General features: G+C 57.6%; 14 protein-coding genes and 1 pseudogene. 6 read left to right on the forward strand and 9 right to left on the reverse strand.

The genetic code is table 11. The annotated features are described in order from the left end of the window. The 5 genes and pseudogenes from NW838_RS06975 to NW838_RS06995 form a co-directional block, all read left to right on the forward strand. Positions 1 to 650: pseudogene (locus tag NW838_RS06975) on the forward strand (flavin-dependent dehydrogenase); the annotation flags it as partial. A 789-nt stretch (positions 651 to 1,439) separates the two neighbouring features. Further along, on the forward strand, positions 1,440 to 1,778 hold the full coding sequence (locus NW838_RS06980; RefSeq protein ID WP_414329426.1) for a hypothetical protein: 339 nt from the start codon (positions 1,440 to 1,442) through the stop codon (positions 1,776 to 1,778). A gap of 84 nt (positions 1,779 to 1,862) precedes the next feature. Then, on the forward strand, positions 1,863 to 2,204 hold the full coding sequence (locus NW838_RS06985) for a histidine triad nucleotide-binding protein (protein ID WP_011432043.1): 342 nt from the start codon (positions 1,863 to 1,865) through the stop codon (positions 2,202 to 2,204). 85 nt (positions 2,205 to 2,289) lie between these two features. Further along, positions 2,290 to 2,940 (forward strand): precorrin-8X methylmutase, encoded by a 651-nt coding sequence (locus tag NW838_RS06990; protein WP_414329433.1) that lies wholly within the window; start codon positions 2,290 to 2,292, stop codon positions 2,938 to 2,940. A 238-nt stretch (positions 2,941 to 3,178) separates the two neighbouring features. Further along, positions 3,179 to 3,625, forward strand: a complete 447-nt coding sequence (locus tag NW838_RS06995) for a hypothetical protein (protein ID WP_414427759.1) — start codon at positions 3,179 to 3,181, stop codon at positions 3,623 to 3,625. 103 nt (positions 3,626 to 3,728) lie between these two features. Here NW838_RS06995 and NW838_RS07000 read toward each other — a convergent pair whose 3' ends face one another. After that, entirely contained in the window at positions 3,729 to 5,477 is a 1,749-nt protein-coding gene (locus NW838_RS07000) for a diflavin flavoprotein (RefSeq protein ID WP_414355649.1), read from the reverse strand. A 115-nt stretch (positions 5,478 to 5,592) separates the two neighbouring features. Continuing rightward, complete coding sequence (hflX, locus tag NW838_RS07005) at positions 5,593 to 7,359, reverse strand: GTPase HflX (RefSeq protein WP_414355650.1); 1,767 nt, start codon at positions 7,357 to 7,359, stop codon at positions 5,593 to 5,595. Between the two features lie 195 nt (positions 7,360 to 7,554). Between hflX and NW838_RS07010 the strand changes: the two genes are divergently transcribed. Then, positions 7,555 to 7,689, forward strand: a complete 135-nt coding sequence (locus NW838_RS07010) for a hypothetical protein (protein WP_414355651.1) — start codon at positions 7,555 to 7,557, stop codon at positions 7,687 to 7,689. A 126-nt stretch (positions 7,690 to 7,815) separates the two neighbouring features. Here NW838_RS07010 and NW838_RS07015 read toward each other — a convergent pair whose 3' ends face one another. The 7 genes from NW838_RS07015 to NW838_RS07045 all read right to left on the reverse strand — a co-directional run bounded on the left by NW838_RS07015 (position 7,816) and on the right by NW838_RS07045 (position 14,172). Next, positions 7,816 to 8,247: a DUF488 family protein gene (locus NW838_RS07015; RefSeq protein WP_414355652.1), complete on the reverse strand. Its 432-nt coding sequence runs from the start codon at positions 8,245 to 8,247 to the stop codon at positions 7,816 to 7,818. Beyond that, the gene (locus tag NW838_RS07020; protein WP_414355653.1) at positions 8,244 to 8,861 is read right to left on the reverse strand and encodes a DUF488 family protein; all 618 of its coding nucleotides are present in this window, start codon (positions 8,859 to 8,861) and stop codon (positions 8,244 to 8,246) included. Before NW838_RS07020 ends, NW838_RS07015 begins: the two co-directional genes overlap by 4 nt. After that, positions 8,858 to 9,541: a dual OB domain-containing protein gene (locus NW838_RS07025; RefSeq protein ID WP_011432051.1), complete on the reverse strand. Its 684-nt coding sequence runs from the start codon at positions 9,539 to 9,541 to the stop codon at positions 8,858 to 8,860. Before NW838_RS07025 ends, NW838_RS07020 begins: the two co-directional genes overlap by 4 nt. 66 nt (positions 9,542 to 9,607) lie before the next feature. Beyond that, a complete protein-coding gene (locus NW838_RS07030; protein ID WP_414355654.1) occupies positions 9,608 to 10,564 on the reverse strand; it encodes an ABC transporter permease in 957 nt (318 codons plus the stop codon). A 6-nt stretch (positions 10,565 to 10,570) separates the two neighbouring features. Further along, positions 10,571 to 11,620 carry an ABC transporter permease gene (locus NW838_RS07035; protein WP_414355655.1) on the reverse strand — a complete coding sequence of 350 codons (1,050 nt, stop codon included), beginning with the start codon at positions 11,618 to 11,620 and terminating at the stop codon, positions 10,571 to 10,573. Further along, complete coding sequence (locus NW838_RS07040) at positions 11,610 to 13,172, reverse strand: ABC transporter ATP-binding protein (RefSeq protein WP_414427760.1); 1,563 nt, start codon at positions 13,170 to 13,172, stop codon at positions 11,610 to 11,612. Before NW838_RS07040 ends, NW838_RS07035 begins: the two co-directional genes overlap by 11 nt. Then, a complete protein-coding gene (locus tag NW838_RS07045; protein WP_099812061.1) occupies positions 13,144 to 14,172 on the reverse strand; it encodes a BMP family protein in 1,029 nt (342 codons plus the stop codon). Before NW838_RS07045 ends, NW838_RS07040 begins: the two co-directional genes overlap by 29 nt. Between the last annotated feature and the right edge of the window lies 1 nt (position 14,173).

The raw sequence follows: 14,173 nt of genomic DNA on the forward strand, positions 1-14,173 counted from the left end.
CCATGCAATCGCCCCTTAGCTTTACCGGCTTTGGATCCCTGGTGCGCAATTGCCCCCGCCTGTGCGATCTGCTGGATACGGCGCTGCGCCACGACCTGCTCAGGGCGGCGGACTTAGCCCAGATCCGGGCCTACCAGGGCAACTCGGCCGTCACCTGGCTCTTCTCGCGGGGGATGATGGTGCCCACCGGCAAGGTGCTGCCCCCCGAGCGCATCAATGCCACTCTCAACAGCTTTTTCGGCATTCTCGCCACCGAGCCGCCGGAGGTGGTGGACGATTTCATCAAAGACCGGGCCGGCTGGCTGGCCTTTAACCGCATGGCCATCAAAGCTGCCCTGCAAAACCCACGGCTGCTGCTGTGGATCTGGGAGGCCGTAGGGGCCAAAGGCTTTGCCCAGTGGCTACCTACCTACCTCAGCTATACCGGCCTGGCCTTGACCTCTGCTTTGTTCAGGGGCTGGCTTCCAAATCTGCTGCGTCGCCTGCAGCCCTGGCTAGAAGCGCGTTACCCCCGCCTGTGGCTGCGCTGCCTGCAGTGGAGCTACACCCTCACCTATGGGGTAGGGCAGCCGCGCATCCAGTTTCAACTCCCCCCCACTCAAGAAAAGGCCCAAGACGCAATACCGACTTGGGTAGAGGAGAGGGCTTGAGCTGGTGGCGCGGTCGGAGAATGCGGCCACGCCAGTTTTTTGATGCCTGTGCTTTTGCTTGCCTCAAGTCACAATCTTCAATGTCTGCTTCAATGTCTGCAGAAAAGGCAGGTGACAATACAGCCTGTTCACAAACTGGGGGATACAAAAATCGTGTTTACGAGGCTTGACCCCAACGAGGTTTAAAACAAGCAGGTTTATAGTCATTTTAAACAGAACTGAAAGATTTCTGTTGTATTGCTTCCTAACTCCCCTCTCCCTTTGGGAGAGGGGTTGGGGGTGAGGGATGACTCCCTCTGGGAGAGGGGCTGGGGGTGGTCGCGGCAGCGGCGCGGAACGCTTGGGGAGTGTCTCAATTAGCCTAGAATGACCATACAACCGTATCCCGTGGTCCCTTAGTGGGCTGTAGTTGTGTAGCTAAAGCCAATTAGCAAAAGATCCCATTGGATGCTAGCAGTCCTCACTTGTGTTTGCTAGCAGCTTTACCTCTTATCTGCACAGATTTCTGCACAGATTATTTACACAGAGCTGAACGAGGGAGTGCCCATCAGGCAAAGCCTTCCTCTGTGGCGCAAAAGTATTTCGCCACGCAGGGATCTGCCTGTCCTTTGCCTTGGCATTTTGCCCAAGTTGAGTATAATCAATACCTAACATCCAGGATCAGATCGAGGATAGTTGGGAAGGGATCCCAACCTTGATTTGGTTTTGAGACTGCTAGTCCCCTTTTTAGGATCTTTCGCAAAAAACTCTGTAGGACTGAGCCCAGTCGCGTCAGCGTTGCGGAGCAACATGGTTTACACCTTCGAGATCATCGGCATCGCCCCTGCTCTACAGTTCTTTCATCAGCAACAGAAGCTGGCCCAGCGGCCCTGTGGGGTGGAATACCTGGGTACCAGCTCCTGCACCCTCGATGCGTTACTGGGATCCGTGGAGGAAGTGCCGGCCCGGCGCGGCTGGGACTTGGATCAGTTGGTCGACGCTGTTATCCGCTTTTGGTGCAGCAACCCCGATTTGGTGAGTTTGTGGCGCTCTCGTTTTCGCGATGCCGGGCGAGATGCGCTGTTGGTCTCGCGAGTGGGGCATATTCAATCACTGCGGCAGGAATTTGAATGGCTGCTGAAGCAGTAGGTGCCGAGCGCCACTCTCGCCACCTGGGTGGGAGAATGTGCGGTTAGCAGGTAGGCTAAGGGCAGAACTAATTTGTGAGCACCCATGAGCGACACAGTTTTCGGCAAGATTATTCGCAGGGAGATCCCTGCACAAATCGTTTACGAAGACGATAGAGCCCTGGCCTTCAAAGATATTGCCCCCCAAGCCCCTGTCCACATTTTGGTGGTGCCCAAAGAGCCCATCCCCGGCATTTCCCAGGCCAAGCCCGAACATGAGGCATTGCTGGGACATCTCCTGCTGACCGCTCAACGGGTGGCTGCCGAGGCAGGTTTAAATAAAGGCTACCGATTGGTGATCAACGAAGGAGAAGACGGCGGCCAAACCGTCTTTCATCTCCACATTCACGTTCTGGGCGGTCGGGGGATGGGCTGGCCCCCAGGTTGAGCGATGGTTTTTCCCACCCATTGGAGCCTCTGCAGGTACAATCCTGTCATTACTGAGGATAAACGGCGGGCGGGGTCTGGGATCGATGGAGTGGCACGTAACCGATGCAGAGAGCCTGATGATCATCGACCAGGAGGTGGGCAAGCACGAGCTTTCTCCTGCTGAGTATGAGGTGGTTCGTCGGGTTATTTATGCTACTGCCGACTTTGAGTACTTGAACCTCATCCGTTTTGGTAACGAAGCCTTACAGGCTGGGGCGGCGGCCTTGGCAGCGCGTACCACCATTGTGGTCGATGAGCCGATGGTGCAGGTGGGCATTGCCTGGGCTGTTCAGAACACCTTTTCCAACCCCATCTATTGCAGCAGCGAAGCCATTACCCGCCCCCAAAGGGACAAGACCCGCTCTGCTTGGGGCTTGGAAACCCTGGCCCAACGCTACCCTGAGGCGATCTTTGTGATTGGCCAATCCCAGACTGCCCTCTCCACCTTGGTGCAGCTGATTAGAAAGAAGGAGGTGGCCCCTGCTCTGGTCATCGCCACGCCGGCTGGGTTTGTGAACGTGGTGCAAGCCAAGCAGGAGCTAGCCGATTCCATGGTGCCCCACATCCGCACTGAGGGACGCAAAGGAGGCCCGGCAGTGGCTGCAGCGGTGTTGGATGGCCTGCTGGACTTGGCTTGGCACGCCTATGTACGGGTCAGCAGCGCAGACTATCCTGGCAAATCCGCCGTTTCTTGACATGCTCCTTGCTCTACTGGCTGGCTAAGCCAAGGCAAACTGCGCAGCGGTAGAGCAGGGCTTTAGACCCCATTTCTAGAGTAGGTCTGCTGATCTGATCGAGATCACTCAACTGGGGGGATCCCGGTCACTCGGCCTGCAAATTGGCATGGGCAAGATGGGAGCTGCGCTCTCAGTCCTGCCTCTTCAGAAAATGGCCTGAGAGACGACTGGGTTGGGCCTATGGAGGGATCTTCCCATGCGGTGTGCCATCTTCTTTTGCTGGCTTGCCTGGGTTTTTGCGCCGGGGGCTTGGGCACAAGCTGAGCCATGCCCGGTGGTCGTCCTTTCGCCCTCTTCACAGTTGCAGTTGTCAGAATCGTCAACACTTGCCTCTACTCTCTCGACAGCCCAGAAAGTGCTCCACACTGCTACTGCACTCGACAAGGCAGAGGTTATCGCTACGCAACATTTTCGCGAACCGGTCAGCCCCTACCAGCGCTGGCGACAGAGGTATGCCCCCTCAGATCCCCTCTCTTCGGGTTTGGGCAGCGTCCCTTATCGGCCAGCCCAGCAGGGATCCCAAAGGATTCAACAGGGAACAGAGAGACTGCCCTTTTGGCTAGAGCAGAGCGGGATCCGCCTGGGAGAAGACAGCCCTTTTTTCCTACATCCCGATGGCTTGGTCTATCGGCAGTCCTATTGAATTTGTGAGTCTGTTCGCTACAGGGATCCCAGCTTCCCCAGGGAGAAGGGCTGGAGGTGAGGGATCATCTCTCACTTCTCCCTTCTCACTGCTCACGCCTCAATCAGTAATGATTCCCCACCTTGCGGTGGTGGATGGCAGTAAGGCCCTCTGGGCTGGAGACCCGACCGGCTTCCAAGGTGCTGTACACCACCCAGTGATCGCTGGTTTCCAGGCGGCTCACCACGCGGCACTCCAGGTAGGCCAAAGCATCGGCCAAGATGGGGGATCCGTTGGCAGCAGGGTAGGTCTTGATCCCGGCAAAGCGGTCGGCCCCCGGTGGAAATCTCTTCAGGAAGTGGCGCATCAAGGGTTGGTAATGGCCTTCTTGCAGCACGTTTAACACGAAGGTATCTCCCACCTGCAGGAAGGATTCGATGGCCCGATCCTTGGCTACTGCAATGCTGATCCCCGGCGGATCGGTGCTGGCTTGGGCCACCCAGGAGGCAAGCATGGCGCTGGTGGCTTGCCCTTTGCGGGCTGTGATAATGTAGAGGCCATTGCTGATGCGGCCCAGGGCGCGATCCAAGTCGGCATCCAAGGCTTTCATCTGCTGAATGTTGCGATCCCGCGTCAGCCACTGCCCCAGATCGGTACCTGCTTCTTCGGCCAGTTGCAGCAGAGCCTCGCCGGCAGGCTGCTTAAGCAGAATGGGGGCAAACACCTCTTTGGCGCCGATCTCCTGCAGGGTGTTGCGGCAGAGGTACACCGACTCATCATCTTCGCCGCCCGACTCAAACAGACCAAAGCCTTGCTTGCTGTGGGCAGAGGCCAAAAGGGTTTTCAGCAGCACTTGAGTGGTGGCGGCCTCAGGCCCTGATTGGGGCGGCATGCCTATCACCACACCGGCGGCCAAGCTCATCAGCTCCCGCACCTCGTGGGCATCCACCAGCCGTAAATCTGCCAGCTCCACCTGGATGCCGGTTTTTTGGATCCCACGGGCAATGGCTTGAGCCAAGGTTTCCGCCTGGCCATAGCCGGACAGGTAGAACACTGCCACCAGGCGCTCGGCTTTGGCCTGCTCGAGGCTCCAGGTGCGATATTGCCCCACCCAGTCGGACAGGTGATGGCGCAGCAGGGGGCCGTGGCCGGTAGCAATGGCAGCGATGGGAGGCAAGGCTTCCATGCGCTTCAGGGCAGACAACACCGAGCGGGCATTGGGCCCCATGAGGCAGTCGTAGTAGAGCTTAAAGTCCGCCTGCAGCAGATGGGGATGCTCATCCCAGGCAAAGTCGTCGCAGTAGTGCATCCCAAACACGTCGCAGGTGTAAAGGATCTGGGTGCCGTGGTCGTAGGTGAGGATGGTGTCGGGCCAGTGCAAGTTGGGGGCAGAGATAAATTCCAGGACATGCCCCTTGCCCAGATCCAAGCGATCTCCCTGTTTCACCACCAGCCGCTGGAAGGGCCGATGCACCAGATCTTCCAGAAATTGCACCGCCACCTTGGAGGCCACCACCGTCATCTGGGGCGCCAGCTCCAGCAGATCACCGACTAGGCCGCTGTGATCTGGCTCGGTGTGGCTGACCACCAGGTAGTCGATCGCAGTGGGATCCACGATCCCTTGCAGGCAATCCAAGTACAACCGGCGAAACTTCTCGTGGGAAGTGTCAATCAAGGCCACCTTCTCGCCGCAAATCAAAAAGGAGTTGTAGGTGGTGCCGTTTTCCAGAGCAAATTCGATGTCAAATCGATCCCGATCCCAATCTTGGGAGCGAATGGCGAGGGTGTCGGCCCCGATAGGCAGAGTTTGCAGCGTCAGGTGGGATGGGGCCAAGCGAGGTGCGACTTGAGGTACAACTGCAGTAGAGGCCATGTTCTCTCCCTAACTTTAAGTCGGGTAACAATCTCGATCTCAATGTAACCGAATGTTTATGTTGACAGGGGGTATAAATGCAATTTGCAAGTTGCGAAATCCTTATGGAATGCTTCTAGGGATCTCTGGGTTCCTGACTATCGAAGGGGTTGGGGCTTAGAACTGCAGCAAATTGGGCCAGGGTGTGGCGCAACTGATCCAGGTTTTGGCCGGTGGTGGCGGAAACAAACAGGGCCTTCGGGTAGAGCAGGCGCACATCCTCTACCCATTCGGGATCCAGGCGGTCGATTTTGTTAAACACCAGTTGCCGGGGGCCGGTGGCCAAGGGCATCTCGTCCAGCAATGTTTCCACCGCCTCGATTTGCCCCTCCCAGTTGGGGTGGGAGAGATCCACCACATGTAGTAGGGCATCGGCTTCCGTCACCTCTTCCAGGGTGGCTTGAAAGGCATCCACCAGTTGGTCTGGCAATTCGGTTAGAAATCCCACCGTGTCGGTCAGCAGGACCGCCTGCCGGTTGGGCAGATCCAGCCGCCGGGTAGTGGGATCCAAGGTGGCAAAGAGTTGGTCGGCCACGTAGACCTGGGCATGGGTGAGGGCATTGAGGAGGGTGGATTTGCCGGCGTTGGTGTAGCCCACCAGGGCCACCACGGGAATTTGGGATGCCTCGCGCCGTTGGCGCAGCCGCTGGCGGTGGCGGCGCAGCTCTTCCACCTCTTGCCGCAGCTTGCTGATGCGCCGCTGGATGGCCCGCCGCTCCATTTCCAGTTGGGTTTCCCCCGGGCCACGGGTGCCGATGCCCCCACCTAGCCGCGACATGGTGCGCCCTCGACCGGCCAAGCGAGGTAGCAAATACTGCAGTTGGGCCAGCTCCACCTGCAATTTTCCGGCCCGGGTTCTGGCCCGCTGGGCAAAAATATCCAGGATCACCTCGCTGCGATCCACCACCCGCACCCCCACCGCCTCTTCCAAGGTGCGCACCTGGCTGGGGGTGAGTTCCCGGTCGAACACCACCAAGTTAGCGCCCAGATCCTGGACCAGCAGAGCCAGCTCTTGCACCTTACCGGATCCGATTACCGTGGCCGAATTGGGGCCTTCGCGCCTCTGCCAGAGGGCTTGCAGCACCTGTCCGCCGGCACTCTCCACCAGGCGGCTCAGCTCCGCCAACCCATCCATGAGATCCTCGTAGCTCTGCCCGGACTCCTGCAGCCCCACCAGGATGGCCCGATCCTGATCCAGATCCACCTGGCGGGCGGTCAACTGGCGCCGAAAGCCATCTTCTAGCTCCGCCACCAGCTCCTGCAGATCCTGTTCTGCCAGGATCCCCAAAGGCAAAGGCTCAGAAACCTGCCAACGGCGCTCTCCCTCCGGCAGCAGATGGGCCAGATAGGCCCGGTGAACAAAGCCCGTAGCCGCTCCTCCCCGGCGTCGGTGCCCTCCTGACTTGGACACGGAAAGGGTGATGAGGGCATCCAAACGCTGCAAAGCCATGGCCGTCAGCGCTTTTTGACCGGGGCCCCCCTCCCCCATTTGGGTGGTGATGCAGCGGATCCCGGATAGGCGCTCGGCCCCCTGGCGGGGCAATTCCCAAGCGGGAATCTGGGTTTCAAAAGGGGATCCCACCCCTACGCGGATCACCTGGCCGCGCCGGTTGAGGTAAACGCTGATGGGCCGGCCTTCCAACTCTTGGGTCAGGGATCCCAGCCGTTGGGCAAACTCCACCGTCACCAGGCGGTTGGGGGGTAGGCGCAGTTGGTAAAGCCGTTGCAGTTGCTTTTGTTGGTGGGGCTTTAACCCTTTGGCCTGTTCGCGAAAGCCTCGCGTAGCGATAGCAGAGCTGAAGCGGGGGTCGGTCTGATGGCGAGAGGTGCTAGCCCTGGGCATAGGGACGGGGAAAGACCCAAAAACAAGCTTTCATCTACCATACACGCTAGCTGACAGCAGGAACTTGGGATCCAAAAGCAACGGCGGCAAACACTGGCCCAGTGTTGCGGGGGCAACAGTACGGCGATGTCATCAGCAACGGGTGCAACATTCAAACCAAGGTCATTCCCGAACAAAAGTAGGCGGAATACTTCCATGACCCAACAGAGGTACGCATGGGGCAGCCAAACCCAGACGATCACAGGCTTCCTGCTCGCCCATCATCTGCTCAAGGTCAACCCCAAAGATGTCAATGTGTTGGATCTGCCCAAGCGGGGATCCCTGTATTGAGCTTGCTGTCGGTGAGAGAGTTTCCAAATCAGTTGGGCATCCCTTTCGCTCCGTGTTGCCAGAACCCTGCTGCAACTTGGAATAGCTGCATAAATCGGAAAAAGCCGTAGTGCCAGCTCTTGGCTTTTATAGATGCACGATTTCAACATCACCCCATTTTCTGTGCAAATATTCAGCAACCAGCCTACGATGACAGTGCTCAGGAGTAGCTTCACTACAAAGCAGACACCCTCCATCGAGAATACTTTTATCCACTTGATCTTCGATACGACGCTCGGCCATCAACGACAAAAACTGTCTCTCATAATTAGACCAGTCACCACTAGCTTTATAAGCATCAAGAATTTCTTGGGTCGGTGCCAATTCTGGCAAATGAATGTATCCAAGCTTACAGATCTCGTGAAGGAAGAACTCTAGGTCATTCTTTTTCGTGAATCCTGCCAGTTGTGAGGTATTGTTAAGTCGAGCATCAACAACTCGAACTAGACCAGGCTGTTTTAAACGATTAAAGAACTGTTCTGCACTTTTCTTCGTGAACCCTATTGTAAATATCTTCATGGCCTCGCGCTCCGCTCATCACTTTTTGACATTTTCTCATCTCGATAGGCGACACGCCTGCCTTGAATGAGATAGGCTTCGGCTATACACTCTTCCCGACTTCTAAACAAGTCCCCCTCTGGAAGTTTGCAAAGGGCAAGAAGACGAGATTCTAGAGCCTCATGAGTCTCCAAAGAGCCATTGGCCAAGATGTGGTTGACCGGAATCCCACTTTGAAAAAGTTTACGCGCCACCAGCAACGATCTATGACATTCAATAGGGTCTTTCTCAGCACACATCAGTGCGATCCGATACCGACTAGAACCTTGGATCAGACGGTCGATCCCTTCGAGGAAGGCTGGCTCATTTGCCAGTCGTTCATACTGAATCCTACCCTGATCATAGCAGCTCGGATTTTCGCTACGTCCTCCCAATTCTTTGCCCAGAAAGACGTAAGCAATACCTGCTGCCGCTAAAGCACTTTTCAACTTTTCTTGTGAATATTGAGGGACGTAACGGCTATATGGACGTGAGCGAACGTCGCCAATACCGGTGATGTTGTACTGGCGCAGTAAGTCTATGAAAAAATCAATCTCGTGGTTTGAGTGACCAATCGTGTAGATCTCTGATTTCATATGAGTCGACCTGAGTAGAGAACAGCCGCTATCAGCTTGTAGTAATAGCCCAAGTAGGGATCGCTAAGGCTAACACACAGCACCGGATCGGGGATGTCATATTGACCGTCTTCGCCCATTAGGAAATCCCGTTCAATCACAGGATCGGTAACATCCATGCAGTATTTTACTCCCTTGTATACAAACTCGCCGCGTACTCTACGCTTAGAATTCGGGTATCCTGGTGCCTTGTAACCAACCAACAGACGCAAATGCTCGACCGGTACAAGGTAAAGAGAAACTCCGCTTTCTCGCCCGACACTTAACCGGTTGTTCCACCCAGCATAGCTGCTCTCGCCAGTGCCCCAGAGATTCTCAGGGTTGTCTAGCCAACTGTTGATATCCTCCCAAGGCAGGTGGCCAACTTTTTTCCAGCGGTGCTTTGGATTGATAACGTGGTTCTCCCTCTGGTGAGGTAGTGGCTGAGGTGTATCACAAGAGACACAGAGAATATCAAGAAGTTCTGGGTCGCCACCGCTCTCGTAGTACCTCTCATGTTCAGAGACCTCATGTGACGGGCGGCTGCTGACAGGACGCACCCATTCTCCTGGCTCTCCGTTCTGCCATTCCTTGCCGGCAATACAGCGACCGGCCATTTTTCTGGAGTTGGCGAAACAGACAATCGTCTTGACGTAAGACATACAGGCTTCTGGGGCAAGGGCAAAGGCTCAATAGGAGTAATTTTCGGCTTCTTGAAAGTCCAGTAGTCAAATCCGTTCTTCAGGGCGAAAGGGGATCAAAAGGGCGCGGGGCGCTTTGGCATGGCGAGAGACCAAAATCAACGCCACAATACTGAGCAGATAGGGCAACATTAAGAAAAACTGATAGGGGATCCGGCTGCCCCAAAGCTGCTGAAGGCGTAATTGCAAGGCATCAAATCCAGCAAACAACAATGCCCCTGCCAAGGCTCGCCAGGGATCCCAAGCGGCAAAAACCACCAGAGCAATGCAAATCCACCCCCGCCCATTGACGATATTGAAGAAAAACGCATCGAACGCAGAGAGGGTTAAAAAAGCGCCGGCCACCGCCATGAGAGCGCTGCCCACCATCACGGCCCCGGTGCGAACGGCATAGACCGGGATCCCCTGGGAAGCGGCAGCCTGGGGATTTTCTCCAACCATGCGCACGGCCAGGCCCAGCGGAGTTCGGTAGAGGATGTAGGCCATGAGGGGCACCAGGAGAAGGCCGAGGTAGGTGAGGGGCGGCTGGGTAAACAGGGTTTCTCCCAGAAAGGGCAGGCTGGAGAGACCGGGGATCGGCCAAGGACTGAAGGGGACGATTTTGGGGGGAGAGGTGACCTGGGGCAGGGCCATGCGATAAACAAAATAAGCAGCATTGATGGTCAAGAGGGTAATGCCAATGCCGGTGACGTGCTGGGAAACCCCAAGGCGGACGGTCAACAGGCTGTGAATCAAGCCCACACCTGCACCGAGGACGGCAGCAAAGGCTACGCCCCACCACAATCCGGATCCCTGATAGACCACCAGCCAACCGGTCATGGCCCCCAGGGTCATGATCCCTTCGATGCCCAAATTGAGAACGCCGGCCCGCTCACAGAGGACTTCGCCCAAAGTGCCAAAGAGCAAGGGAGTGGCAATGCGCAGGGTGGCAACCCAAAAGCTGGTGGTGCTGATTAAGCTGATTAGACTCAGGAGTGCAGACATGGGTGCTCAGTCCCAGCGCAGACGATAACGGGCCAATCCCATGCAGACCAACATCCACAGCAGGGCAGCAGCAACAATGACATCGGCAAGATAGGTGGGAACGCCCAAGCTACGCCCCATGGTATCGGCTCCCACATAAACCCCGGCAATGAAAACTGCGGCCCCCACCACTCCCAAGGGATGCAGTTGGGCCAACAGGGCAACAACAATGCCGGTGTAGCCAAAGCCCGGGGATAAATCCAAGGTGAGATAGCCCTTGAGCCCGAGAAGTTCACAAGCTCCCGCCAAGCCTGCCAGCCCCCCTCCCAGCAGTGAGGTATACAAAATAACTCCCTGGACTGGGATGCCGAGAAACCTGGCCGCTTCCGGGTTCGCGCCTACGGCTCGCATTTCTAGGCCCCAAACGGTGAACCGCTCTATGGCCCACACCCCCAGGGCAGCGAGCAGGGCAATGATCAAACCGGCATGGAGACGACTGCGGGGGATCAGCCGCGGCAGTAGGGCAGCATCCACAAGGGCACGACCTTGGGGCCAACCCAGAGCCAGAGGATCTTTGAGGGGGCCTTCCAGGAGATAGCTAATCCCGAGAAGAATGACAAAATTGAGCAGCAAGGTGGTCACCACTTCGTCCACCTGGAACTGGGTCTTGAGCCAGGCCGGGATCCACAGCAGCAGCCCTCCAGCAATCCAGCCCGCCAGCAGCAGCACCAACACCAACCATGGGCGCGGCAGCAAAAGCCCACCGGTGCCCAAGAGGCTGGCAACCAGAGCCCCGCCATAAAACTGGCCTTCTGCACCGATGTTCCACAACTTGGCCCGAAAACACACCGCCACCGCCAATCCCGTCAGGATCAGGGGAACGGCCCGAGTCAAGGTCTCGCTTAGGGCAAAGGGGGATCCCACCGCTCCCCGCAGCAAAGCTCCATAGGCTGCCAAAACCGGGGATCCCGTCCACAGGATCAGCAGGCTACAGGAGAGGAAAGCCAGGACAATGGCTGCCATCGGCGCACTCAGGATCAGCCAGAGGGGCACCGTGGAACGGGGTTCAACACGCATCGGCCACCTCCTGCCCGGCCATACGCAACCCCAAGGCGGTCACCGTTGTGGTTTGGGTCGGGACTGCCGAGGAAAGCCGACCGCGATAGAGCACCGCCACTCGATCCGCTAAACTCAGCAATTCATCCAGGTCTTCGGAAATGAGCAGGATCCCGGCTCCAGCCCGGGCTGCTGCCAGAAGTTGGGCATGCACATAGGCCACAGCCCCCAGATCCAGTCCCCGCGTCGGTTGGTGAGCCACAATCACCTGGGGATCCCGACACAGCTCCCGCGAGAGGATCACTTTTTGCATATTTCCGCCGGACAGCAGTTGCACTGGCATCTGGAGCGCCTGCCGCGGATCCCCACTCTGGAGTCCCCGCACGTCGTAGGTCTGTAGCCAGGTGTGGGCCTGCTGATAGATTTGGCGGTGACGCAGGATCCCCCACCGCGAGAATTCGGGATCCCGATAGCGCTCGATCACCCAATTCTCCCACAGGCTAAGGGAACCGATCAGTCCGGTCTTGTGGCGGTCTTCCGGGATCCGGGCCATGCCTTGCCGCACCATCTCAGCAGGAGAGATCAGCCGCAGGACTCGGCCATGCAGATGGAGATGACCTTGGTGGGGCCGGATCACCCCACAGACCAGATCTGCCAGAACGGCCTGCCCATTGCCCGCCACCCCGGCAATACCCACGATTTCGTGACGCCGCACCGTCAGAGAAACCTGCTCCAGATGCTGCTGCCCTGCCCGACAGGAGACCTGCTGCAGCTCCAGGATCGTCTCCCCAACAGACAAGGGCGCTTTGACCACCGCCGCCAACCGCTGCCCCACCATCGCTTCCGCCAGAGTTGTGGGATGGATCTCAGCCGTCTTGCCCGCCATCACCACCCGCCCTGAGCGCAGCACCATCACCCGGTCACTGATGCGCATCACCTCCTGGAGCTTGTGGGAAATCAGCAGGATCCCCAGCCCGCGACCGGCCATCTGCCGTAGGGTGTGAAAAAACGGCTCAATTTCCGGTGGGGTCAACACCGCCGTAGGCTCATCCAAAATCAGGATCCGCGCCCCTCGATACAGCACCTTGAGGATCTCCACCCGCTGCCGCTCCCCTAAGGTCAGGGATCCCACCAGGGCCTCGGGATCCACGGCCAACCCCAATTCCTCGGCCAGCTTTTGGATGCGCCGCCGTCCCTCTCGCCGCCGAGACCACAGGTGCCACAGGGGCTGAGTGCCCAGAAGAATGTTGTCCAGCACCGACAGATTATCGGCCAAGACCACATGCTGATGCACCATGCCTATCCCTGCCGCCAGGGCAGCCGCCGGGGATCCCAGCTTGAGGGGCCGACCAAACACCCACACCTGACCCTGATCGGGAACATAGTGCCCAAACAGGATGTTCATCAGTGTCGTTTTGCCCGCCCCATTTTCCCCCAAGATGGCCAGAATCTCCCCGGCCCGCAGCTCAAGATCAATCTGGTCGTTGGCCAGCAGAGCACCAAAGCGCTTAGTAATGCCCACCACCTTCAAGGCCAAAGGCGCTTCAGAGGGTGGACTTGGGTTCGCTATCATCGATGGCTACAACAAAAGACCCTGCCAGAATCTCTGCCTGCCTCTGCATCACCTTAGCTTTCAGTTCAGCCGGAACCTTGTCGGCGAAGGTTCCCCAGTCGGAGAGGCTGGATCCCCCATATTTCATCATGCTGTAGATCCCGTAGTCCTCTGCCTTAAATTCTCCGGCCTTCACCGCGGCAATGGCTCTGTCGATGGTGGGTTCCATGTGCCACAGGGCGCTGACCACCACCGTTTCCGGGTAGTCCGGCTGGGTATCGATCACATTGCCGATGGCCAAAACGCCCCTCTCTTTGGCGGCATCAGATACCCCAAACCGCTCCGCGTAAAGGATATCTGCGCCGGCATCAATTTGGGCAAAAGCCGCCTCTTTGGCTTTGGGGGGATCAAACCAACTGCCGATAAAGGTGACCAAAAACTTCACCTCCGGCTGCAGTTCCCTCGCCCCTGCCATAAAAGCATTCATGAGGCGGTTCACTTCTGGAATGGGATAGCCCCCCACCATGCCGATGATTTTGGAGCGGGTCAGCCCCCCGGCCACCATTCCCGTCAAATAGGAAGGCTCGTGGATGTAGTTGTCAAACACGGCAAAATTGCTCAGGGCAGGATCCGGCTTGAGGCTGGATCCCATCAAGAAGCTGACCTTAGGATAGTCTTTGGCCACCTCCCGCGCTTCCCGCTCCACCCCAAAGACCTCACCCACCAGCAGTTGGACGCCGCTCTCGGCATACTGACGCAGCACCCGTGGGTAGTCGGTGTTGGAAACTGACTCCGACCAGGTATAGTCAATATCCCCCCGCTTCTGGGCAGCCATCAACGCTTTATGGATCCGGCTCACCCACTGCTGCTCAATGGGAACCGTATAAACCCCAGCCACTTTCAGCTTGGTTCCTTGAGCCACCGCGGCATCGCGAACCAACCAGCGGCTCCCCATCAGGCCAGCCACAAAAGCCCCAGAACGCAGGCAGAAGTCCCGCCGGGAGAGTTCTAAACGTGCCATA

This window comes from Synechococcus sp. R55.2, assembly GCF_047462075.1.
Lineage (GTDB): Bacteria > Cyanobacteriota > Cyanobacteriia > Thermostichales > Thermostichaceae > Thermostichus.